A 22,567-nucleotide genomic window follows, 5' to 3' on the forward strand; every position below is an offset into this window, starting at 1 on the left:
TTCAATTCACCCCTTATTGCGCCTGCCAGAGAATGACAGCCGCCGTTACCAACAAGTTGACCAGCGTTAACGGCAGGCATACCTTCCAGCCAAAGGACATTACCTGGTCATAGCGCGGACGCGGTAATGATGCGCGGATCAAAATGAACATCATCATGAAGAACGCGGTTTTCAGCGCGAACCAGATGAAAGGAGGTAACCACGGGCCATTCCAGCCGCCGAAGAACAGCGTGACGATCAGCGCTGAAACGGTGACGATACCGATGTATTCACCGACGAAGAACAGACCGAACTTCATGCCGGAATATTCAATGTGGTAACCATCGGCCAGCTCCTGCTCCGCTTCCGGCTGGTCGAACGGGTGACGGTGACACACCGCCACGCCGGCGATGGCGAACGTCACGAAGCCGAAGAACTGCGGAATAACGTTCCACAGATGCGCCTGGTTGTTGACGATATCGGTCATGTTGAATGACCCCGCCTGCGCCACCACGCCCATCAGGGAGAGGCCGAGGAACACTTCGTAGCTCAGGGTCTGCGCGGAAGCACGCATCGCCCCCAGCAGGGAGTATTTGTTGTTGCTCGACCAACCGGCGAACAGCACCGCGTATACCGCCAGGCCTGCCATCATCAGGAAGAACAGGATCCCGATGTTCAGATCGGCCACCACCCACGTCGGGCTGACCGGCACAATGGCGAAGGCCAGCAGCAGCGAAGTAAAGGCGATCACCGGCGCCAGAGTAAAGATCACGCGATCCGAGAAGCGCGGAACCCAGTCCTCTTTAAAGAACATTTTGATCATGTCGGCGACCAGCTGCAGCGAACCGCCCCAGCCTACCCGGTTTGGCCCGTAGCGGTTCTGGAACAGACCGAGCAGACGACGCTCGCCGAAGCTCATGAACGCGCCGCAGGTGACCACCACCAGCAGAATGACCACGGCCTTCAGGATGCTTAACAGAATGTCGATAAGATCCGGCGTTAACCAGCTCATGCTTTCGCCTCCTGCAGTGAATCAATACGCGATCCGGTCAGTACCGGCGCAATGCCCGGCATGCCCATCGGTAAGCCAACCTGTCCTGCGGTCAGACCTTCAGAGATAACCAGCGGCAGACGCAGGGTCTGGCCTTCCACGCTAAAGGAGAGCATCGCCCCGGCGTTGACGCCAAGCTTCGCGGCATCCGCCGGGTTCAGCTTGATGTACGGCTCAGGCATCCGGCTCTGGAACACCGGCGCGCGCTGCGACAGCTCATCGCTGCCAAACAGGTGGTAGTACGGCGCGATACGCCATTTCCCGTCTTCCGCCTGGAAGCTGGCCGGCACCGCCGTGAAGTATTCCAGCCCGCTGGCGGACGCTTCAAACAGACGGACGCCCGGATCGCCGTGGCGCAGTTTCCCGCCCACTTCATCCTGGAACTTGTTCCATGCCTGCGGGGAGTTCCAGCCCGGCGCCCAGGCGAACGGGATCTGCGAACGCGGGGCGGACGGCTGGTTGTTCCCTTCCATGGAGAAGGCGAACATGGTGTCTTTATCCTGCGGCTGACGCGGTTCGTGGACGCTGATGTTGGCGCGCATCGCTGTGCGGCCGCTGTAGCGGTGCGGTTCACGCGCCAGCTTCTGACCGCGAATGCGGAAGGTCGCATCCGGCGCGGCGTCTTTAATGCCCGCCAGCTGCGGCAGTGCGGCAATCGCGGCATCGATGACGTGGTCCAGCTGCGTCCAGTCAACCTGACGGTTGTTAACGGTGCTGTGCAGGGAATGCAGCCAGCGCCAGCTTTCCAGCATGACGGTTTTCGCGTCGTAGTAGGCCGGGTCGTAGACCTGGAAGAAGCGCTGAGCGCGGCCTTCGTTGTTGACCACGGTACCGTCGCTTTCCGCAAAGCTTGCCGCGGAGAGCACCAGGTGCGCTTTGTCCATAATCGCCGTGCGCTGATGGTCAACCACCATCACCAGCGGCGCTTTGGAGAGCGCTGCGTCGACGCGGGCGGCGGAAGCATGACGGTGAAGGTCGTTTTCCAGCACGATAACCGCGTCTGCGGCGCCGCTTTCCAGTTCGTCCAGCGCCTCTTCAAGCGAGCCGCCGCCGATCATACCCAGACCGACGCTATTCACCGCGCGGGCAACCATCGTCACGCCGACGTCGGCACCGCGGCCTTTCAGGGCTTTCGCCACGTTAGCGGCGGCCTGGATGATCTCCATGCTGCCGGCGTTGGTCCCGGAAATAATCAGTGGTTTTTTCGCCCCGGCCAGCGCCTGGACGATGACATCGACTTTACCCTGCAGTTCGCGGCTCAGGCCGTCAACCGCCGGCGCGCTGTCGTCCAGCGCATGGGCGATGGCGAAGCCGAGACGCGCCTGATCTTCCACCGGCGCGCGGTAGGTCCACGCGGCGATGTCATCCAGGCGGGTGTCATCGATGTTGGTGACGAATAGCGGGTGTTTGGCGCGCTGGCCGATGTTGAGGATCGCGGCAATCTGCCAGTCGGCCACTTTCTGCGCCGCCGCCATTTCGCGTGCTTTCCCTTTCACCGCCTGACGCACCGCCAGCGCGACGCGCGCGCCGGTCTGGGTAATGTCTTCGCCCAGCACCAGTACCGCGTCGTAGGATTCGATATCGCGCAGGCTTGGGGTGTGGATCCCACCTTCACGCAGCACTTTCAGCATCATCTGCAGGCGCGCTTGTTCGCCTTTGGCGATGCCGGTATAGAAGTTGTCGGCGCCCACCAGCTCGCGCAGCGCGAAGTTGCTTTCAATGCTGGCGCGCGGGGAGCCGATGCCGATCACTTTCTTCGACTGGCGCAGAATATCCGCCGCGCCCTGCATCGCCTGCTCGGCGTTGAGGGTAATCAGATCGTCGCCGCGGCGCTGAACCGGCTGACGCGGACGGTCTTTCAGGTTCACGTAGCCATAGCCGAAACGACCGCGGTCGCAGAGGAAGTAGCGGTTAACGGTCCCGTTATAACGGTTTTCGATACGACGCAGTTCGCCATAGCGTTCGCCCGGACTGATGTTACAGCCGATGGAACACTGCTGGCAGATGCTCGGCGCAAACTGCATGTCCCATTTACGGTTATAGCGCTCGGAGTGGGTTTTATCGGTGAAGACGCCGGTCGGGCAGACTTCCACCAGGTTGCCGGAGAATTCACTCTCCAGGGTGCCATCTTCCGGGCGGCCGAAGTAGACGTTGTCGTGGGCGCCATAGACGCCCAGATCGGTGCCGTCGGCATAATCTTTGTAGTAGCGCACGCAGCGGTAGCAGGCGATGCAGCGGTTCATTTCATGAGAAATAAACGGCCCCAGATCCTGATTGCGGTGGGTACGCTTGGTAAAACGATAGCGGCGGAAGCTATGGCCGGTCATCACCGTCATATCCTGCAGGTGGCAGTTGCCGCCCTCTTCGCAGACCGGGCAGTCGTGCGGGTGGTTGGTCATCAGCCACTCCACCACGCTTTCGCGGAACTGCTTCGCTTCGCCATCGTCGATAGAAATAAAGGTGCCGTCGGATGCCGGAGTCATACAGGACATCACCAGGCGACCACGCGTGTCTTCCGCGTTCTGATATTGCTTCACCGCACACTGGCGGCAAGCACCGACGCTCCCTAGCGCCGGGTGCCAGCAAAAGTAGGGAATATCAAGCCCAAGAGAGAGACAAGCCTCCAGCAGGTTGTCCGCTCCGTTGACCTCGTATTCTTTGCCGTCTACATGAATCGTAGCCATTAGCGTGCTTCCAAAAATAAAAAAACCTTTAGATTACCAGCGCGTCTTAAGCAGGTTCGGCTGAATCCCGTTGATTGCATGGGTATTGCTGAACTGCTGCTTAATGCCAGCCTCGAATTCTTCGCGGAAATATTTAATCGCGCTCTGCAGCGGCTCAACCGCGCCCGGCGCGTGCGCGCAGAAGGTTTTACCCGGGCCCAGGAATCGACACAGTTGCTCAAGGGTTTCGATATCGCCAGGCTGGCCTTCGCCGCGCTCCAGGGCGCGCAGGATCTTCACGCTCCACGGCAGCCCATCGCGGCACGGCGTACACCAGCCGCAGGACTCGCGGGCGAAGAACTCTTCGAGGTTGCGCACTAGCGAGACCATGTTGATCTCGTGGTCAACGGCCATCGCCAGCGAGGTGCCCAGACGGCTGCCCGCTTTACCAATGCTTTCGAACTCCATCGGCAGATCGAGGTGCGCTTCGGTGAGGAAGTCGGTCCCTGCCCCACCCGGCTGCCAGGCTTTAAACTTCAGGCCATCGCGCATGCCGCCGGCGTAATCTTCCAGGATCTCGCGGGCAGTGGTGCCGAACGGCAGCTCCCAGACGCCCGGGTTCTTCACGCGGCCGGAGAAGCCCATCAGCTTGGTGCCGGCATCTTTACTGGTGGAGATGTTCTGGTACCACTCAACGCCGTTGGCCAAAATCGCCGGCACGTTGCACAGGGTTTCCACGTTGTTGACGCAGGTCGGCTTACCCCACACGCCGGAGCTCGCCGGGAACGGCGGCTTGGAGCGCGGGTTAGCGCGGCGACCTTCCAGGGAGTTAATCAGCGCCGTCTCTTCGCCGCAGATATAGCGCCCTGCCCCGGTGTGGACAAACAGCTCGAAGTCAAAACCGGTGCCGAGGATGTTTTTCCCCAGCAGGCCCGCCTCGGTGGCTTCGGCAATCGCGCGGCGCAGATGCTGGGCCGCTTCGATATACTCTCCGCGCAGGAAGATGTAGCCGCGGTAAGCCTTCAGCGCAAACGCGGAGATCAGCATGCCTTCCACCAGCAGGTGCGGCAGCTGCTCCATCAGCAGGCGGTCTTTATAGGTGCCCGGCTCCATTTCATCGGCGTTACACAGCAGGTAACGGATATTCATGGACTCGTCTTTCGGCATCAGGCTCCACTTCAGACCGGTGGAGAAGCCCGCGCCGCCGCGCCCTTTCAGGCCAGCGTCTTTTACCGCCGTGACGATCTCGTCCGGCGCCATGCCGGTCAGCGCTTTTCGCGCCCCTTCATAGCCATTTTTGCTGCGATACTCGTCCAGCCAGACCGGCTGCTTGTCGTCGCGCAGGCGCCAGGTGAGCGGATGCGTTTCCGCAGTACGAATTACGGTTTTCATTTGTACTGCTCCAGCAGGTCAGGAATTGCCTCCGGCGTCAGATGGCTGTGAGTGTCCTCATCAATCATCATGGTCGGTCCCTTGTCGCAGTTGCCCAGGCAGCAGGTCGGCAGCAGGGTAAAGCGGCCATCAAAGGTGGTCTGCCCTGGCTTGATGTTCAGCTTCTTCTCGATGGCGGCCTGAATCCCCTGATAGCCGGTAATGTGGCACACCACGCTGTCGCAGTAGCGGATCACGTGACGGCCAACCGGCTGGCGGAAAATCTGGCTGTAGAACGTCGCCACGCCTTCGACGTCGCTGGCCGGGATGCCCAGCACATCGGCAATGGCGTAGATCGCGCCATCCGGCACCCAGCCGCGCTGTTTCTGAACGATTTTCAGCGCTTCGATGGACGCCGCACGCGGGTCTTCGTAGTGGTGCTTCTCGTGCTCAATAGCCTCACGCTCTGCCGCACTCAGCTCAAAAGCCTCGGTTTGTGGTTGTTGATTCTCGTGCATAATTAGCGGTCCACGTCTGACATAACAAAATCGATACTACCCAGATAGACGATCAGGTCGGATACCAGGCTGCCGCGGATCGCCGACGGGATCTGCTGCAGGTGCGCAAAGCTCGGCGTGCGGACGCGGGTACGGTAGCTCATGGTGCTGCCGTCGCTGGTCAGGTAGTAACTGTTAATCCCCTTGGTCGCCTCAATCATCTGGAAGGATTCGTTGGCCGGCATGACCGGGCCCCACGATACCTGCAGGAAGTGGGTGATCAGGGTTTCGATATGCTGCAGCGTGCGCTCTTTCGGCGGCGGCGTGGTCAGCGGGTGATCCGCTTTGAACGGCCCTTCCGGCATATTGTCGAGGCACTGCTGAAGAATGCGCAGGCTCTGGCGCAGCTCTTCGACTTTCAGCATCACGCGGGTGTAGCAGTCAGAGACGCCGCCCCCGGTCGGGACTTCGAAGTCGAAGTTTTCATAGCCAGAATAAGGACGCCATTTACGCACGTCGAAGCCGATACCGGTGGCGCGCAGGCCTGCGCCGGTGGTGCCCCACTCCAGCGCCTCTTTAGCGGTATAGGCTGCCACGCCGACGGAACGGCCCTTCAGAATGGTGTTGCGCAGGGCGGCTTTTTCATAGGAGTCCAGACGCTTCGGCATCCACTCGAGGAACTCACGCAGCAGACGATCCCAGCCGCGCGGCAGATCGTGCGCGACACCGCCGATGCGGAACCACGCCGGGTGCATACGGAAACCGGTGATCGCTTCCACCAGATCGTAGATTTTCTGCCGATCGGTAAAGGCGAAGAAGACCGGGGTCATCGCGCCGACGTCCTGAATAAAGGTAGAGATATACAGCAGGTGGCTGTTGATGCGGAACAGTTCGGAGAGCATTACGCGGATCACGTTGACGCGATCCGGCACGGTGATCCCGGCCAGTTTTTCCACGGCCAGCACGTACGGCATCTCGTTGACGCAGCCGCCAAGGTATTCGATACGGTCGGTGTACGGGATGTAGCTGTGCCAGGACTGGCGCTCGCCCATCTTCTCGGCGCCGCGGTGGTGGTAACCGATGTCCGGCACGCAGTCGACGATCTCTTCGCCATCCAGCTGCAGAATAATGCGGAACGCACCGTGCGCGGAGGGGTGGTTCGGACCGAGGTTGAGGAACATGAAGTCCTCGTTGTCGGTGCCGCGCTTCATGCCCCACTCTTCCGGTTTGAAAGTCAGCGCTTCCATCTCCAGATCCTGTTTGGCTTTGGTCAGCTCAAACGGATCGAATTCGGTGGCGCGCGCCGGGTAGTCTTTACGCAGCGGGTGGCCTTCCCAGGTCGGCGGCATCATGATGCGACGCAGGTTCGGATGGCCATCGAAGGTAATACCAAACATTTCCCAGGTTTCACGCTCATACCAGTTGGCGTTGGGGAACAGTTTGGTGAAGGTCGGCAGATGCAGATCGTTTTCAGACAGCGCCACCTTGAGCATGATGTCGCGGTTGCGGTCGATGGAAATCAGGTGATAGAAAACGGAAAAATCCGCGGCGGGCAGGCCATCGCGGTGCGTGCGCAGACGTTCGTCCATGCCGTGCAGGTCAAACAGCATCACGTAAGGCTTCGGCAATTTCTTCAGGAAATCACCCACCTCAAGCAGCTGCTCGCGCTTGACCCATACCACCGGTACGCCGGTACGGGTTGGCTGAACGGTAAAGGCATCCGGCCCAAAGCGGTTGCGCAGTTCGCCGATCACCGGGTCATCAAGGTGATCGCGGGTTTGCCAGGCTGGTGCGGCGTCATGCGCGGTTAAATCGGTCATATTGTTCACCATTGCAAAAGGTCCGTGGTGACTGCCGGGCGAGACTTCGCGCTGTTGTAGATTGATTTGCGAAGTGGTTCTCCCGCCCGCAGGCGCAAATTAAATCTCGTCCGGCGTCCGCAGATTGGTCACTGCAATACGTTCGCCGCGTTTACGCTCGCGTTCCGACTGCATATTGGCGCGATAGACGCCCTGATCGCCAACCACCCATGAGAGCGGACGACGTTCTTTACCAATGGACTCCTGCAGCAGCATCAGCGCCTGCATATAGGCCTCCGGACGCGGCGGGCAGCCCGGGATGTACACATCGACCGGAATAAACTTATCCACGCCCTGGACGACGGAATAGATGTCGTACATGCCGCCGGAGTTCGCGCAGGCGCCCATGGAGATCACCCACTTCGGCTCCAGCATCTGATCATAGAGACGCTGAATAACCGGCGCCATTTTGGTGAAGCAGGTTCCGGCGACCACCATCAGGTCCGCCTGACGCGGAGAGGCGCGCAGAACTTCGGCCCCAAAGCGCGCAACGTCATGCACCGCAGTGAATGACGTCACCATTTCCACATAACAGCAAGAAAGGCCGAAGTTATACGGCCAAATTGAGTTCTTACGGCCCCAGTTCACCATGTCATGCAGCGCGTGTTCGAGTTTCCCCATATACACGCTTTTGTTGACTTCCTGCTCCAGGGGGTCGGTAACGATCTCCTGTTTCTGCAGGGGGTAACGGTCGTTCTCACCGTTAGGATCTATGCGGGTGAGCGTATAATCCATCTTATTGCCTCGCTTTTACTGCATATGACGGTTAGTGGGACTGTCTGTTTCCGGGTTAACCAGCGTGCGACGGGAACGCGCGGGCGTCCAGTCCAGTGCGCCGATGCGAACGAGATAAACCAGACCAGCCAGTAGCACTAAAATGAAAATTGCGGCTTCCACAAAGCCGACCCAGCCGCTCTCGCGGATGGAGGTCGACCATGCGTAGAGATACAGGGCTTCCACGTCGAAGATCACGAAGAACATGGCAACCAGATAAAACTTCGCAGAAAGACGTAAGCGGGCCGAACCAACGGAGTCGATCCCCGATTCAAACGGCGTGTTTTTGCTACGCGCGCGCGCGCGACCGCCAAGGTACCAGCCGCCGACGAGCATCAGGCAGCACAGACCGATAGCGATGATGAGAAATATAGCGAATGCCCAGTGATGAGCGATGACTTCAGTGGATGTTGACATACGCATTGCTTAACCAAAAAAGTGTAGCGCCAAAACCCTCTGCTCTTACTGGCAGATGAACGCCACAGCGTTTCACGGGAGGAATAAAAAATAACCGTGCAAAAAAGCGTCCCTGGAAGATGTGAGAAGCCCAGATGCCGTGGCTTTTTACCCCTTTCTTTAACCTTTTGTCAACTTTAACAAAAGTTTTCATAACATTAATTTACATTGGAATCTTTTCATTAACATTAAATGCCCTTTTATGCGAAATAACCTTGCATACTGTTCGGTTTTAGTGTTGTTGAATCGTGTCCGTTTCCGTCGTAAATCAAAAATCCCTGCTATTTTGACAGGATTTAGCCTCGATTCCTCCCCCCAAAGAGGGGTATTTTCTTGATCTGCGACACGGTTTTGTTAATTACCCCAGGAAATCGGCAACAATCCATCCGGTTTTTTAACATTAGCAGGAAGTGTTGAAAGTGCAGGAAAAAGTCGACAAGGTGAGCGCCCGGTCACGCCAATATGCTGATTTTTCTGCAAAGAAATAAAAAAAAGATTCAAAACATCAATAAGAGTGCAAAAAAAAGAGCCACCAGACGAGAAACCCACCCCTGAGGCTCTTTTTGGACACTTACATTCTGTTACCAGTTTTTGTGATCTTTGTTAGCAAAATAACCTCACAAAATGAAGGTGCTTCCTCCCTCTTCCGGAGTAAGGGCCGGCCCCGCGCGCCAGGGATCGCTCTCCTGGCTCAGGGACTGAAAAATCGCCTGCGGTAGTTCGCTCACCGTCTGCGGATTGCAGCTGACCACGTACCGGGTATCCGGCAGTACCGGCAGGCCATCGCTAATGCCGGCCACGCGCAAATCCGGGCTCATCATTTCGACCGGACGCGCGGTGACCCCCAGCCCGGCTTTCACTGCCGCTTTCACCCCGGAGAGCGACGAGGCGCCGTGGGCCAGATGCCAGGAGACGCGGGCAGCCTCCAGCGCGGCGATGATGTCCTCACGGAACGGGCCAGGCTCTTCGAGCAGGATCAGGGGGATCGATTCCCCTTTCGCCAGCACGTAGTCCGCCGCACAGTACCAGAGGGTAGGCGACGTTCTCAGCGTAAAAGCGGTAAAACCGGGAAGCTGATGGGTGGTTAATGCCAGATCGACCTCTCCCCCGCTCAGCATCGCCATGATGACGGCGTGGGGATGGACTTTAATCTCCAGCGTCATTCTGGGATAGAAGCAGCCGATGCGGTTTAACAGAAACGGCAGGATAGTATCAGCGGTTTCTTCCGACGCGCCGATAGTCAGTCCCCCCTGCAGACTGCCATACATCAGCGACATGCAGGCTTCATCGTTAAAGCGCAGGATTTTGCGGGCATAGCCCAGCAGCTGGATGCCCTGCTCGGTCAGCAGTTTATTGCGTCCGTGACGAGCGAAAAGCTCCTTGCCAACCAGCTGCTCCAGGCGTTGCATTTGCTGGCTGACCGCGGACTGGGTACGGCACACTGCAGCGGCGGCGGCGGCGAAGGTGTTCAAATCAGCGACGGCTACAAAGGTGCGCAGCAGATCGAGATCGAGGTTGAGTATCGGACGTGTTGTATTAATCATCTTTCTTCACTTACAGGTGGCTAACGCTGACCTGCCTTGTTGATGCTTTACGCCAGGTTTCCGGCTATTCCCTGAGCCTTGTGCTCACCGTCAGATGGCGGATAAACAACTGGACGAACGTTATTACATGCCAAAGTACTCATCTGAGCAAATGCGCAGAACACCGGAGTAATATATTGTTCGTATTCCTCATTATTATTAATTACCACGGCCAGCAAGGCGTCATACGTCGCCCCGGGAAATCGCACAGTGGTGGTGAGAAAGCCTCTCTTTCGCCGGACTTCTTTTTGGCGAAAAACGAACAATAAAATTCTGTAATAACAATATATTAGATACCAATTCAGCCGTAAATCATACCGACTACCACTGATATTAACGGCGATATTCTAACCGATTCCCATCCTTTTTATAAGCCTTAATAAGGATTAACTGAGTTAATTTTAAATTTTTTTCAACATTTTATATAAATTAACAAACCTCAGATTATTACCTGTCAAAAATAATAATAATGCGCTTGCGCACAGTTTTTTATTAAAATTACTTAACATCAAGATTACAAATCAACCGCTATTACATTAAGGATAGCGTTTTTTTGCGGCCATCCATTCTTCAGCCCCCCCGTTTACCCGACAAACAAACCAGATAAATGATGGTAAAAAAGGCACTACCTCAACATAGACGACCGAAAAAATGCCATGAAAAGGCATAAACCACAGGAAAAATCAGCAAGCAGCAGATAAATCAATTACGCTTAAAATCCTGCGTTAGCAAAATCTTCTCCTGCAAAGCCTTCAAAACAGCGGGGAGGCGGAGTACATTGTTCCGTGCTGACTTCCACGGCAGGGAGTGGCGATAACAGCTAAAAGGTCAAGATTCATGTCCCCCATCGAAAAATCCAGCAAGTTAGAGAACGTCTGTTATGACATCCGCGGCCCGGTTCTGAAAGAAGCGAAACGTCTTGAAGAAGAAGGCAATAAGGTTCTGAAACTGAACATCGGCAACCCGGCGCCCTTCGGCTTCGAAGCCCCTGACGAGATCCTCGTCGACGTCATCCGCAATCTGCCTACCGCCCAGGGTTACTGCGATTCGAAAGGATTGTACTCGGCGCGTAAAGCCATCATGCAGCATTACCAGGCGCGGGGAATGCGCGATGTCACCGTGGAAGATATTTACATCGGCAACGGCGTGTCCGAACTGATTGTCCAGGCGATGCAGGCGCTGTTAAACAGCGGCGATGAGATGCTGGTTCCCGCCCCGGACTACCCGCTGTGGACGGCGGCGGTGTCCCTTTCCAGCGGTAAAGCGGTGCACTATCTGTGTGACGAATCCTCTGACTGGTTCCCGGATCTTGACGATATCCGCGCTAAAATTACGCCTCGCACCCGCGGGATCGTGATCATCAACCCCAACAACCCCACCGGCGCGGTCTATTCCAAAGAGCTGCTGCAGGAGATCGTGGAGATCGCCCGCCAGCACAACCTGATTATTTTCGCCGATGAGATCTACGACAAGATCCTCTACGACGAAGCCCAGCATCACTCCATTGCCGCTCTGGCGCCCGATCTGCTGACGGTGACCTTCAACGGACTGTCGAAAACTTACCGCGTCGCCGGCTTCCGTCAGGGCTGGATGGTGCTGAATGGCCCGAAAAAACATGCGAAAGGCTATATCGAAGGACTGGAAATGCTGGCGTCAATGCGTCTGTGCGCCAACGTGCCGGCCCAGCATGCTATCCAGACGGCGCTGGGCGGCTACCAGAGTATCAGCGAATTCATCATTCCCGGCGGGCGTCTGTATGAACAACGCAACCGCGCCTGGGAGTTGATCAACGATATTCCGGGCGTCTCCTGCATGAAGCCAAAAGGCGCGCTGTACATGTTCCCGAAAATCGACGCCAAACGCTTCAATATTCACGATGACCAGAAAATGGTGCTCGATTTCCTGCTGCAGGAGAAAGTGCTGCTGGTGCAGGGTACTGCCTTTAACTGGCCGTGGCCGGATCACGTACGCATTGTGACCCTGCCTCGCGAAGACGACCTGGAGATGGCGATCTCCCGCTTCGGCCGCTTCCTCTCCGGCTACCATCAGCTGTAATCGTGCCGCCGCCGGCATTTGCATCCGGCGGCGATCCCTGCGCACAATGGAACCCGATGTTGTCACTGATTAAGGGTTCCTATGAGTCAGAGTCATTTCTTTGCCCACCTCTCCCGTCTGAAACTGATTAACCGCTGGCCGCTGATGCGCAACGTGCGCACTGAAAATGTCTCCGAGCACAGCCTGCAGGTGGCGATGGTCGCCCACGCGCTGGCGGCGATCAAAAACCGCAAATTCGGCGGCCAGGTCAACGCCGAGCGTATCGCCTTGTTAGCGATGTACCATGACGCCTCGGAAGTCTTAACTGGCGATCTCCCTACTCCGGTGAAATATTTCAATTCGCAGATTGCCCAGGAATATAAGGCGATTGAGAAAATCGCCCAGCAGAAGCTGGTGGATATGGTGCCTGACGAGCTGCGCGATATTTTCGAACCGCTGATTGACGAGCATCACTACAGTGAGGAAGAGCAGTCGATCGTCAAACAGGCTGACGCCCTCTGCGCCTACCTGAAATGCCTCGAAGAGCTGTCGGCGGGCAACAACGAATTTCTGCTGGCCAAAGGCCGTCTGGAAAAAACGCTGGCGTCGCGGCGCAGCGCGGAGATGGATTACTTTATGCAGGTGTTTGTCCCGAGCTTCCAGCTGTCGCTGGATGAAATCAGCCAGGATTCGCCGCTGTAATTTTTCAGGCCGGGCCGCGGTCGCCCCCTACCCGGCCTGCATACCTTAAAACGGGAAGAGCACCGGGATCAGCAGGACGCAGACCACCATTACCAGCACGGTAAAGGGCACGCCAATCTTTACAAAGTCGCTGAAGGAATACTTACCCGGGCCAAGCACCAGGGTGTTGACCGGCGAGGAGACCGGGGTCATAAACGCCGCCGAAGCCGCCATCGCCACCACCATGGCAAAGGGATAGGGCGACACGCCCATCGACTTCGCCGCCGCTAAGGCAATAGGCGCCATCAGCACTGCGGTGGCCGTGTTAGAGATAAACAGGCCTATCGCCGCGCACATCACAAACAGGCAGCCGAGCATCAGATAAGGCCCCTCGCCTCCGGCAACGTCCATCAGTCCCTTGACCACCAGATCCACCCCACCGGTTTTCTGCAAGGCCAGGGCAAACGGCATCATCCCGACAATCAGAATAATGCTCGGCCAGTGGATCGCCTTGTAGGCGCTTTCGGCGTTGATGCAGCGGAATTTGCCCATCAGCAGACAGGCGATGATCGCGGCGATAGGGTTGGGGATTTCATCCGTCAGCATCAGGGCCACCATCAGCACCAGACAGAAAATCGCGTGCGGAGCCTGGCTGTGGGCCGGCGAAGCGTCATCGACCTCAACCGGCATATTGAGCACCACGAAATCCCGACCGCGCTTCGCCAGCAGGGCAATTTGCCGCCAGTTGCCGACCACCAGCAGGATATCGCCGAGCTGCAGCGGCTCATCGACCACGGAACCATCCATCGCTTTGCCATCGCGCTTCATGCCGACGATATTGAGACCAAACCGGGTGCGGAAGGCTATCTCACGCACCGTTTTGCCTATCATCTCTGAATCCGGGATCAGCGCCACCTCCGCCATCCCCACATCCAGCGCCTGATCGGCAAAATACTCGCCGCGCAGCACCATCGGCTCGAGCATTTGCTCGCCGCAGAACTGGCGCAGGTCGACATCGGAGGCGGACATATCGATCAGCAGGACGTCGCGGGCGCGAAATTCCGATACCCCGTTGACGTTAACAATCACCCGACGGAACCGCCGCCAGCGCTCAACGCCGATGACGTTGGCACAGTAGCGCTCACGCAGCTTTAAATCATCCAGCCGCTGACCGATCATCGGCGAACCGGGTCGGATCGCCAGCCGGCGGGCGCGGCCGGTGAGGTGATATTCGCGAATCAAATCGCGGAAGGTGCTTCTTTTTCGTCCATCGCGCGCGGATTCGCCATTATCCGTCTTCAGCATAAAGCGCACCGCCAGCATATAGACGATGCCCAGGATCAGCACCACCAGGCCAATCGGCGTGACGCTGAAAAAACTGAAGCCGTGCAGCCCTTCGCGCAGCAGTTCGCTGTTGACCACCAGGTTGGGCGGCGTCGCCACCAGGGTCATCATCCCGCTGATAAGCCCGGCAAAGCTCAGCGGCATCATCAGCCGCGAGGGGGAGGTATTCATCCGCGCCGAGACGCTAAGGACCACCGGAATGAAAATGGCGACCACGCCGGTGGAGCTCATAAACGCGCCCAGCCCGGCGACGGTGAGCATCAGGTAGATCAGCATTTTGGTTTCGCTGTTGCCTGCTACGCTCACCAGCCAGGCGCCCATCTTGGTGGCTACCCCGGTACGCACGAGGCCGTCGCCGATAATAAACAGGGCGGCAATCAGGATCACGTTAGGATCGCTGAACCCGGAAAAAGCTTCGGTCAGCGTCAGCGTGCCGCTGAGGACAAAGGCGACAATGACCATCAGGGCGATAGCATCCATGCGCACCTTGCCGGTAGCAAACAGCACAACCGCGATGGCCAGGAGGGATAAAACCCAAATCAATTCACCGTTCACAACGTTTCCTTGTCACAAGTGGGAGTCGACATAGTGGCATAAAAAAGCCCCGACGACGCGGGGCGAAATCATGGGTTTACGCTTTAAGACGCACATTCACCACGCCGTCGGCCTGGCGTTCAACCAGCAGATCTTCCAGGCTGCTCAGCACGAGGTCGGCTTCATCCAGACGGGGGGCATCGGCAGGCACCTTGACCGCGATGGTGCGACAGCCTGCCGTCAGCCCGGAGAGCAGCCCCGCCGGCGCATCTTCCACCACCGCGCACTCCCCGGCAGGCAGCCCCAGCCGCTCGGCGCCCAGCAGATAGGCGTCCGGCGCCGGCTTGCCGTGCTTCACTTGCTCAGCGGTGACAAACACCTCCGGCATCGGCAGGCCCGCCGCGCGGTGACGCGCGTGCGCAACCGGAATCGAGCCGGAGGTGACAATCGCCCACGGGATCCCAGCCTCATTGAGCGAATTCAGCAGGGCTAACGCCCCCGGCAGGGCGACGATGCCTTCGATATCAGTGGCTTCCATCTGCTCGAGATAACGGAATTCGGCCTGGATATCCTCCTCGCTGCGACCCGGCATAAAATGGCGAATGGAGGTAATGGCCTGCTTGCCGTGAATAAAACTGAGAATTTCATCATGGTCGATGGCGAAACGATCCCCCCACTTGCACCATGAACGCTCCACCACCGGCAAGGAATCCACCAGCGTCCCGTCTAAATCGAACAGGAAACCTTTACACTGCACGGGCACCTCCCTCAGGCATTGATGATTTGGTTAATTTCGTTACTGCTCAGATGATACTGGCGCGGGCAGGCGTGCCAGACGCTCAGCATCCGCTGATATTTCTCCCACATCGGGGTCTGCGAGTTAAAGCCATGGGTGCCGGCGTCAAAGTGGCTGTAACGGCCTTCAACATTGACCATAAAGCGCACGTAGCCGAGAAAACGCGCTTCGGTGGCGGCATCAAAGCCGAGGAAGGTGACCCGACGCTCGTCGATACCCTCCGCGTCTTTCAGGTTGGTCCAGGAGACGTGTAGCGCGTGGTACATCTCCATGATGTCGATAACGGTACGGCAGGTTTCTTCCGTCAACTGGCCGAACTCGCGGTCCAGTTCACGCATCTGCAGCCCATACCCACGCTCAATGATGGTTTGCAGACGACGGTAGCGCTCCGCATTGTCCGGGTCGAGCATCGTCATCATTTTGTACTGATTGGATAAAATCAGACGCTGCGCATTGGTCATTTCCATGTTGTGACTCCTGTAGCACGGTAGGGCGTGAAATAAAGAAGGCGCATAAATCATGCGCCTTCTTTTATATGCGTTTTCCGTAGTGAATTACAAATCATCAAGGAAAGTTTTATCGAGTTGTTTGAAGGCGCGCTTAAGCGTGTCAGCCAGCGCCTGATAATCGGGCTTGCCTTCGACAGGCGCCAGCGCCTGCCCCGCCTCCTGCAGTTTGCCGCGTACTTCGTAGAACCAGTTAAGAATGGAAGGCGGCAGCGGCGTCACTGAACGTTTACCCAACCACCATAACCCCTGCATCGGCAGGCTCAATGCAAACAGCGCGGTGGCCACGGCGGGACCCAGCTGGCCGCCCAGCGCTATCTGCCAGCAGAGAGTGAAAATGGCGATCGGCGGCATGATGCGGATGGCGTAGCGGGTGGCACGAATGATGCGGTTTTCGATAAATACCGGCGCGAGGCGCTTGTCGAGAGGCCAGGTCTTGGCGTAGTGCTGCCCGCGGTTGAACAAGCTAAAGAAGCTAACGGGGCGTTTCTCAGGGGTCGACATGGCTTTACCTCAACTTTACATATAAAACTTAAAAAATTCGTGCAAAACACCAACTATGCATGACATCGTTCAAAAGATTTTGGCAAAGGATACCGCAATCAGGTATCCTGTGCCCGCCTGAAAGGGCGGATAGACTCTTTTGCCAGGCTAGTCAAATTATCGCATATTCTGCCATTGGCTGAAAATTATGCAAAATGGCATAAAATCAAATGTACTTATCTCATCGTGCCTGAAAACAGAACAAGGCATGATGTTAATCATAAATGTCGAGGTCATCCTGCGCTACGCTAATGACACACTGACGTTTTTTTAGCCACGTATCATAAAAAGGTACTTCCATGTCGAGTAAGTTAGTACTGGTTCTGAACTGCGGTAGCTCCTCTCTGAAATTTGCTATCCTTGACGCCGTGAACGGCGACGAATACCTGTCCGGTTTAGCGGAATGCTTCCACCTGCCGGAAGCCCGTATCAAATGGAAAATTGACGGCGGCAAACAAGAAGCCGAATTAGGCGCGGGCGCCGCGCACAGCGAAGCACTGAACTTTATCGTTAACACTATTCTGGCACAAAAACCAGAACTGTCTGCTCAGCTGACCGCAATCGGCCACCGTATCGTCCACGGCGGTGAAAAATACACCAGCTCCGTAGTCATCGACGAGTCCGTGATTCAGGGCATTAAAGACGCCGCGTCCTTCGCCCCGCTGCACAACCCGGCACACCTGATCGGCATCGCTGAAGCGCTGAAATCCTTCCCGCACCTGAAAGACAAAAACGTGGCAGTATTCGATACGGCGTTCCACCAGACCATGCCGGAAGAATCCTATCTCTACGCCCTGCCGTACAGCCTGTACAAAGAGCACGGCGTTCGTCGTTACGGCGCGCACGGCACCAGCCACTTCTACGTGACTCAGGAAGCCGCTAAGATCCTGAACAAGCCGGTTGAAGAGCTGAACATCATCACCTGCCACCTCGGCAACGGTGGTTCGGTTTCCGCTATTCGTAACGGCAAGTGCGTTGACACCTCCATGGGTCTGACCCCGCTGGAAGGCCTGGTGATGGGTACCCGCTCCGGCGATATCGATCCGGCCATCATCTTCCATCTGCACGACACCCTGGGCATGAGCGTTGACGCCATCAACAAAATGCTGACCAAAGAGTCCGGCCTGCTGGGCCTGACCGAAGTCACCAGCGACTGCCGCTACGTGGAAGACAACTACCAGGAAAAAGCCGACGCTAAACGCGCGATGGACGTCTACTGCCACCGCCTGGCGAAATACATCGGCTCCTACACCGCGCTGATGGACGGCCGTCTCGACGCCGTGATCTTCACCGGTGGCATCGGTGAAAACGCCGCGATGGTGCGTGAGCTGTCGCTGGGCAAACTGGGCGTACTGGGCTTTGAAGTTGACCATGAGCGTAACCTGGCTGCCCGCTTCGGCAAGTCTGGCTTCATCAACAAAGAAGGCACCCGTCCTGCCGTGGTTATCCCGACCAACGAAGAGCTGGTCATCGCGCAAGACGCCAGCCGTCTGACCGCATAATTCCACACCGCCAGCCCTGACCCGCAATACTTCGAGCTGCAGGAAGGCGGCGACACAGCAGATCCCCGGCGCGTACAGCGCGTACGCGACCGGGGTGAGCAAGTAGAGCCAACGCACGTGCAACGTGGAGTATGACGGGTCGCTGGTGGTGCTGTTTTGTATCCCGCCTGATACTGGCGGTAACGAAAGAGGATATACCGTGTCCCGTACTATCATGTTAATTCCTACCGGTACCAGCGTAGGCCTGACCAGCGTCAGCCTCGGTGTGATCCGCGCTATGGAACGCAAAGGCGTTCGTCTGAGCGTCTTTAAACCTATCGCCCAGCCGCGCTCCGGCGGCGATGCCCCGGACCAGACCACCACCATCGTTCGCGCCAGCTCCTCCACCACCACCGCTGCTGAACCGCTGAAGATGAACCACGTTGAGTCTCTGCTCTCCAGCAATCAGAAAGATGTGCTGATGGAAGAGATCATCGCCAACTACCACGCGAACACTCAGGACGCGGAAGTGGTACTGGTGGAAGGCCTGGTGCCGACCCGTAAGCATCAGTTCGCCCAGGCGCTGAACTTTGAAATCGCCAAAACCCTGAACGCGGAAATCGTCTTCGTGATGTCGCAGGGCACCGATACGCCAGAACAGCTGAACGAGCGTATTGAACTGACCCGCAACAGCTTTGGCGGCGCGAAAAACACCAGCATCACCGGCGTTATCATCAACAAACTGAATGCGCCGGTCGACGAGCAGGGCCGTACCCGTCCTGACCTGTCAGAAATCTTCGACGACTCATCCAAAGCGAAAGTCGTGAAGATCGACCCGGCTCAGCTGCAAAACGGCAGCGCGCTGCCGGTGCTGGGCGCCGTACCGTGGAGCTTCGATCTGATCGCCACCCGCGCGATCGACATGGCCCATCACCTGAATGCGACCATCATCAACGAAGGCGACATCAACACCCGCCGTGTCAAATCCGTGACCTTCTGCGCGCGCAGCATCCCGCACATGCTGGAGCACTTCCGCGCGGGCTCGCTGCTGGTTACCTCCGCAGATCGTCCTGACGTGCTGGTTGCCGCCTGCCTGGCTGCGATGAACGGCGTGGAAATCGGCGCCATCCTGCTGACCGGCGGCTATGAAATGGACGCGCGCATCAGCAAGCTGTGCGAACGCGCCTTCGCCACCGGCCTGCCGGTATTCATGGTCAACACCAACACCTGGCAGACCTCCCTGAGCCTGCAGAGCTTCAACCTCGAAGTACCGGTTGACGATCACGAGCGCATTGAGAAAGTTCAGGAATACGTCGCCAACTACATCAACGCCGACTGGATCGAATCGCTGACCGCGACCTCCGAGCGCAGCCGTCGTCTCTCCCCGCCAGCCTTCCGCTACCAGCTGACCGAGCTGGCGCGCAAAGCCGGCAAACGCGTGGTTCTGCCGGAAGGCGACGAGCCGCGTACCGTGAAAGCCGCCGCTATCTGCGCCGAACGCGGGATCGCCACCTGTGTGCTGCTGGGTAACCCGGATGAGATCAACCGCGTTGCGGCAGCGCAGGGCGTTGAGCTGGGCGCCGGTATCGAAATCGTCGACCCGGAAGTGGTACGCGAAAGCTACGTGGCTCGCCTGGTCGAACTGCGTAAGAGCAAGGGCATGACCGAAGCGGTCGCCCGCGAGCAGCTGGAAGATAACGTGGTTCTCGGCACCCTGATGCTGGAACAAGACGAAGTCGACGGCCTGGTGTCCGGCGCGGTACACACCACCGCCAACACCATTCGTCCGCCGCTGCAGCTGATCAAAACCGCACCGGGCAGCTCGCTGGTCTCTTCGGTGTTCTTCATGCTGCTGCCGGAACAGGTTTACGTTTACGGCGACTGCGCGATCAACCCGGATCCGACCGCAGAGCAGCTGGCGGAAATCGCGATTCAGTCCGCTGACTCCGCGATTGCCTTCGGCATCGAACCGCGCGTGGCGATGCTCTCCTACTCCACCGGTACTTCCGGCGCGGGTAGCGATGTAGAAAAAGTCCGCGAAGCGACCCGCCTGGCGCAGGAAAAACGTCCTGACCTGATGATCGACGGTCCGCTGCAGTATGACGCCGCGGTGATGGCTGACGTCGCGAAATCCAAAGCGCCGAACTCGCCGGTAGCTGGCCGCGCGACCGTGTTCATCTTCCCGGATCTGAACACCGGTAACACCACTTACAAAGCGGTACAACGCTCTGCCGACCTGATCTCCATCGGGCCGATGCTGCAGGGTATGCGCAAGCCGGTCAACGATCTGTCTCGTGGCGCGCTGGTAGACGATATCGTCTACACCATCGCACTGACCGCGATCCAGTCAGCTCAGCAGCAGAAGTAATCGCTCGCTGAGAGAAAAGCAAAAGGCAGCCAGATGGCTGCCTTTTTTTGTCAGGAGGCGAACAGCGTTTGCTGCCACGCGTTCGCGCGATTATTCGCGCTCGCTCTCTTCCGCGTCATCATACTCGTTACCGGCGTTGCGGGTCATCCACAGCGCCAGCGCTTTCAGGGAGTCGGGCGTGAACTCATCGCAGCGGGCGGTGATCTCTTCCGGCGTTAACCAGCACACCTCGCTTACCTCTTCTTCCTGCAGGGCAAACGGCCCGTGGGAAACGCAGCTGAACAGGCTTCCCCAGACGCGGCAGAATTTATCTTCGTAGTAGAACTGGCCGTGATCGGCGAACGGCACCCCGGCGATGCCTAACTCCTCTTCCGCCTCGCGGCGGGCCGACTCCAGCAATTGCTCATCAGCCTGCACGACGCCGCCGGCGGTGGCATCCAGCATGCCCGGATGAAAGTCTTTTGTCTCGGTGCGTCGCTGCACCAGAATTTTCCCCATTCCGTCGTGAACGACGATATAGGTCGCCCGGTGGCGCAGGCACTGCGCGCGCATCTGCTCGCGGCTGGACTGTGCTATCACCTCATTGTTTTCATTAACAATATCGACCCATTCTGTGCTTGCCAAATGATTCTGTTCCGCCATCAGGAAACCTTACTTTAAAAGCGCTCTTGCGGCGCGTCTTTATGATTGAGGGCTAAATTACGGGTAAATTGCGACCTCTGCAATAACCTGATTATCATTGAGTGCTAAAACCTGCAGACGCCCCTCATCCAGTAGCCCATAGCTGGCGGAATATCCCCCTTTCGGGATACTCACTGAGCCTGGATTAAACAGAGAGATCGCCCCGCGTTTTTCAGCAACCGGAATATGAGTATGGCCATACGCCAGGACATCGCCAGCGGCAAGTGGCGGCAAATTGTCCGGGCTATACAGATGACCGTGGGTCAGAAACAGGCGATAGCCTTCGCCAAGCACCTGCTGCCAGGGTGCGGTCATGGGAAAACGAAGCAGCATTTGATCCACTTCGCTGTCGCAGTTACCGCGGACGGCAATGATGCGCTCCGCCACGCTGTTCAGCCGCTCGGCCACCTCCGCCGGCGCATAGCCCTCCGGCAACGCGTTGCGCGGTCCGTGATTAAGCACATCGCCGAGGATGATCAGCCACCTGGCGCCACTTTGCGCGAACCGTTCAAGCACGCGTTCCGTGGCGGGCAGCGAACCATGAATATCGGAGGCAAACATCAGCTTCATAGGTTCCATCTCCACTGGTTACGATGCCTCTATGATAGCGGAAGCGCAGCGGGTTATCAGCCTCCGCGTTTGGCGGAAAGCGCCACGTAACGCTGGATTGAGGCCCGCTGCCACTGGAACGCCGCATAATCCGCCAGCGCCTCCGGCACCTCATCGCCATTGAGAACCAGACGATTGAGCATCAGCGCCAGGTCGGCGTCGGCTATAGACCATTCGCCGAATAAATTTTGCCCGCCGTGGGCCAGCAGTGTGGTCGCGGTGGCAAACAGTTTTTCCGCCGACCGCTTGCCTGCCTCGCTGAGCGCCGGCATTTTCACTCCGCCAAACACCACGGCGGTGGATCGCTCTTCACGAATGGGCACCAGATCGCTGCGCAGCCAGGCCTGGATCTGCCGGGCGCGGGCCCGCTTTTGCAGATCGTGTGGATAAAGGCGCTCCCACTCAGGCGGCGCGAAACGCTCATCCAGATATTCGGTAATCGCCGAAGACTCGCTCAGCGCGAAATCGTCAACCTCCAGCAGCGGTACGCGACGGGTGGCGGTATAGCCCGTCCAGCCGGCCTGCAGATGTTCGCCGCGGTTCAGGTCGATGGTTTTAAGGCTAAAAGGCAGGCTCTTTTCCTGCAGCGCGACATAGACAGACATCACGTACGGTGAGAAAAAATCGGCATCGGACCACAGGGTAATCACAGGCTGGCTCATAGCTTCCTCAGGGTTGGTAGACAGGGCAATAAACCAACATAGCCTGTCTTACAGGCGATGTCACTGCTCGCCCGCTGCGTGGCTGGCGACAGACC

Annotated in this window: 19 protein-coding genes; 4 read left to right on the forward strand and 15 right to left on the reverse strand. The window is 57.7% G+C overall.

Features of this window, described 5'->3' with window-relative positions; translation table 11 throughout:
* Window positions 1-13: 13 nt before the first annotated feature.
* The 8 genes from nuoH to K5R89_RS09995 form a co-directional block, all read right to left on the reverse strand.
* Window positions 14-991: an NADH-quinone oxidoreductase subunit NuoH gene (gene nuoH / locus K5R89_RS09960; protein WP_023290510.1), complete on the reverse strand. Its 978-nt coding sequence runs from the start codon at window positions 989-991 to the stop codon at window positions 14-16.
* Entirely contained in the window at window positions 988-3,714 is a 2,727-nt protein-coding gene (gene nuoG, locus K5R89_RS09965) for an NADH-quinone oxidoreductase subunit NuoG (protein ID WP_044524268.1), read from the reverse strand. Before nuoG ends, nuoH begins: the two co-directional genes overlap by 4 nt.
* Before the next feature lie 33 nt (window positions 3,715-3,747).
* Window positions 3,748-5,085, reverse strand: a complete 1,338-nt coding sequence (gene nuoF, locus K5R89_RS09970; protein WP_002913158.1) for an NADH-quinone oxidoreductase subunit NuoF — start codon at window positions 5,083-5,085, stop codon at window positions 3,748-3,750.
* A complete protein-coding gene (gene nuoE / locus K5R89_RS09975) occupies window positions 5,082-5,582 on the reverse strand; it encodes an NADH-quinone oxidoreductase subunit NuoE (RefSeq protein WP_002913160.1) in 501 nt (166 codons plus the stop codon). Before nuoE ends, nuoF begins: the two co-directional genes overlap by 4 nt.
* A 2-nt stretch (window positions 5,583-5,584) precedes the next feature.
* Complete coding sequence (gene nuoC / locus K5R89_RS09980; RefSeq protein WP_004201746.1) at window positions 5,585-7,393, reverse strand: NADH-quinone oxidoreductase subunit C/D; 1,809 nt, start codon at window positions 7,391-7,393, stop codon at window positions 5,585-5,587.
* A gap of 87 nt (window positions 7,394-7,480) precedes the next feature.
* The gene (gene nuoB / locus K5R89_RS09985) at window positions 7,481-8,155 is read right to left on the reverse strand and encodes an NADH-quinone oxidoreductase subunit NuoB (protein ID WP_002913178.1); all 675 of its coding nucleotides are present in this window, start codon (window positions 8,153-8,155) and stop codon (window positions 7,481-7,483) included.
* A gap of 15 nt (window positions 8,156-8,170) precedes the next feature.
* Window positions 8,171-8,617 carry an NADH-quinone oxidoreductase subunit NuoA gene (gene nuoA, locus K5R89_RS09990; protein WP_002913181.1) on the reverse strand — a complete coding sequence of 149 codons (447 nt, stop codon included), beginning with the start codon at window positions 8,615-8,617 and terminating at the stop codon, window positions 8,171-8,173.
* Between the two features lie 650 nt (window positions 8,618-9,267).
* On the reverse strand, window positions 9,268-10,194 hold the full coding sequence (locus K5R89_RS09995; protein ID WP_032453594.1) for a LysR family transcriptional regulator: 927 nt from the start codon (window positions 10,192-10,194) through the stop codon (window positions 9,268-9,270).
* An 876-nt stretch (window positions 10,195-11,070) separates the two neighbouring features.
* Between K5R89_RS09995 and alaA the strand changes: the two genes are divergently transcribed.
* Together alaA and yfbR are read left to right on the forward strand one after the other, a co-directional pair.
* Complete coding sequence (alaA, locus tag K5R89_RS10000) at window positions 11,071-12,288, forward strand: alanine transaminase AlaA (protein ID WP_004201748.1); 1,218 nt, start codon at window positions 11,071-11,073, stop codon at window positions 12,286-12,288.
* A gap of 81 nt (window positions 12,289-12,369) precedes the next feature.
* Window positions 12,370-12,969 (forward strand): 5'-deoxynucleotidase, encoded by a 600-nt coding sequence (gene yfbR / locus K5R89_RS10005; RefSeq protein WP_002913188.1) that lies wholly within the window; start codon window positions 12,370-12,372, stop codon window positions 12,967-12,969.
* A 45-nt stretch (window positions 12,970-13,014) separates the two neighbouring features.
* Here the strand turns inward: yfbR and K5R89_RS10010 are convergent, their stop codons facing one another.
* The 4 genes from K5R89_RS10010 to yfbV form a co-directional block, all read right to left on the reverse strand.
* Entirely contained in the window at window positions 13,015-14,847 is a 1,833-nt protein-coding gene (locus K5R89_RS10010; RefSeq protein ID WP_044524269.1) for an SLC13 family permease, read from the reverse strand.
* Between the two features lie 76 nt (window positions 14,848-14,923).
* Window positions 14,924-15,583, reverse strand: a complete 660-nt coding sequence (locus tag K5R89_RS10015) for a sugar phosphatase (protein ID WP_023290514.1) — start codon at window positions 15,581-15,583, stop codon at window positions 14,924-14,926.
* Window positions 15,584-15,594: 11 nt separating this feature from the next.
* Window positions 15,595-16,089 (reverse strand): YfbU family protein, encoded by a 495-nt coding sequence (locus K5R89_RS10020; RefSeq protein ID WP_023290515.1) that lies wholly within the window; start codon window positions 16,087-16,089, stop codon window positions 15,595-15,597.
* Window positions 16,090-16,176: 87 nt separating this feature from the next.
* Window positions 16,177-16,632 carry a terminus macrodomain insulation protein YfbV gene (gene yfbV, locus K5R89_RS10025; RefSeq protein ID WP_002913194.1) on the reverse strand — a complete coding sequence of 152 codons (456 nt, stop codon included), beginning with the start codon at window positions 16,630-16,632 and terminating at the stop codon, window positions 16,177-16,179.
* A gap of 338 nt (window positions 16,633-16,970) precedes the next feature.
* On the opposite strand from yfbV, the gene ackA reads away from it, so the two are divergent.
* Both ackA and pta read left to right on the forward strand, forming a co-directional pair.
* The gene (gene ackA / locus K5R89_RS10030; RefSeq protein WP_008803940.1) at window positions 16,971-18,173 is read left to right on the forward strand and encodes an acetate kinase; all 1,203 of its coding nucleotides are present in this window, start codon (window positions 16,971-16,973) and stop codon (window positions 18,171-18,173) included.
* Between the two features lie 199 nt (window positions 18,174-18,372).
* Entirely contained in the window at window positions 18,373-20,520 is a 2,148-nt protein-coding gene (pta, locus tag K5R89_RS10035) for a phosphate acetyltransferase (protein ID WP_032453599.1), read from the forward strand.
* 90 nt (window positions 20,521-20,610) lie between these two features.
* Here pta and yfcD read toward each other — a convergent pair whose 3' ends face one another.
* The 3 genes from yfcD to yfcF are packed head-to-tail and all read right to left on the reverse strand — an operon-like array spanning window position 20,611 to window position 22,472.
* Entirely contained in the window at window positions 20,611-21,162 is a 552-nt protein-coding gene (yfcD, locus tag K5R89_RS10040; protein ID WP_002913197.1) for an NUDIX hydrolase YfcD, read from the reverse strand.
* Window positions 21,163-21,219: 57 nt separating this feature from the next.
* On the reverse strand, window positions 21,220-21,771 hold the full coding sequence (gene yfcE / locus K5R89_RS10045; protein WP_023290517.1) for a phosphodiesterase: 552 nt from the start codon (window positions 21,769-21,771) through the stop codon (window positions 21,220-21,222).
* A gap of 56 nt (window positions 21,772-21,827) precedes the next feature.
* Entirely contained in the window at window positions 21,828-22,472 is a 645-nt protein-coding gene (gene yfcF / locus K5R89_RS10050) for a glutathione transferase (RefSeq protein ID WP_048336248.1), read from the reverse strand.
* Window positions 22,473-22,567: the final 95 nt, after the last annotated feature.

This window comes from Klebsiella sp. TF21-TM, assembly GCF_019753495.1.
Lineage (GTDB): Bacteria > Pseudomonadota > Gammaproteobacteria > Enterobacterales > Enterobacteriaceae > Klebsiella > Klebsiella quasipneumoniae.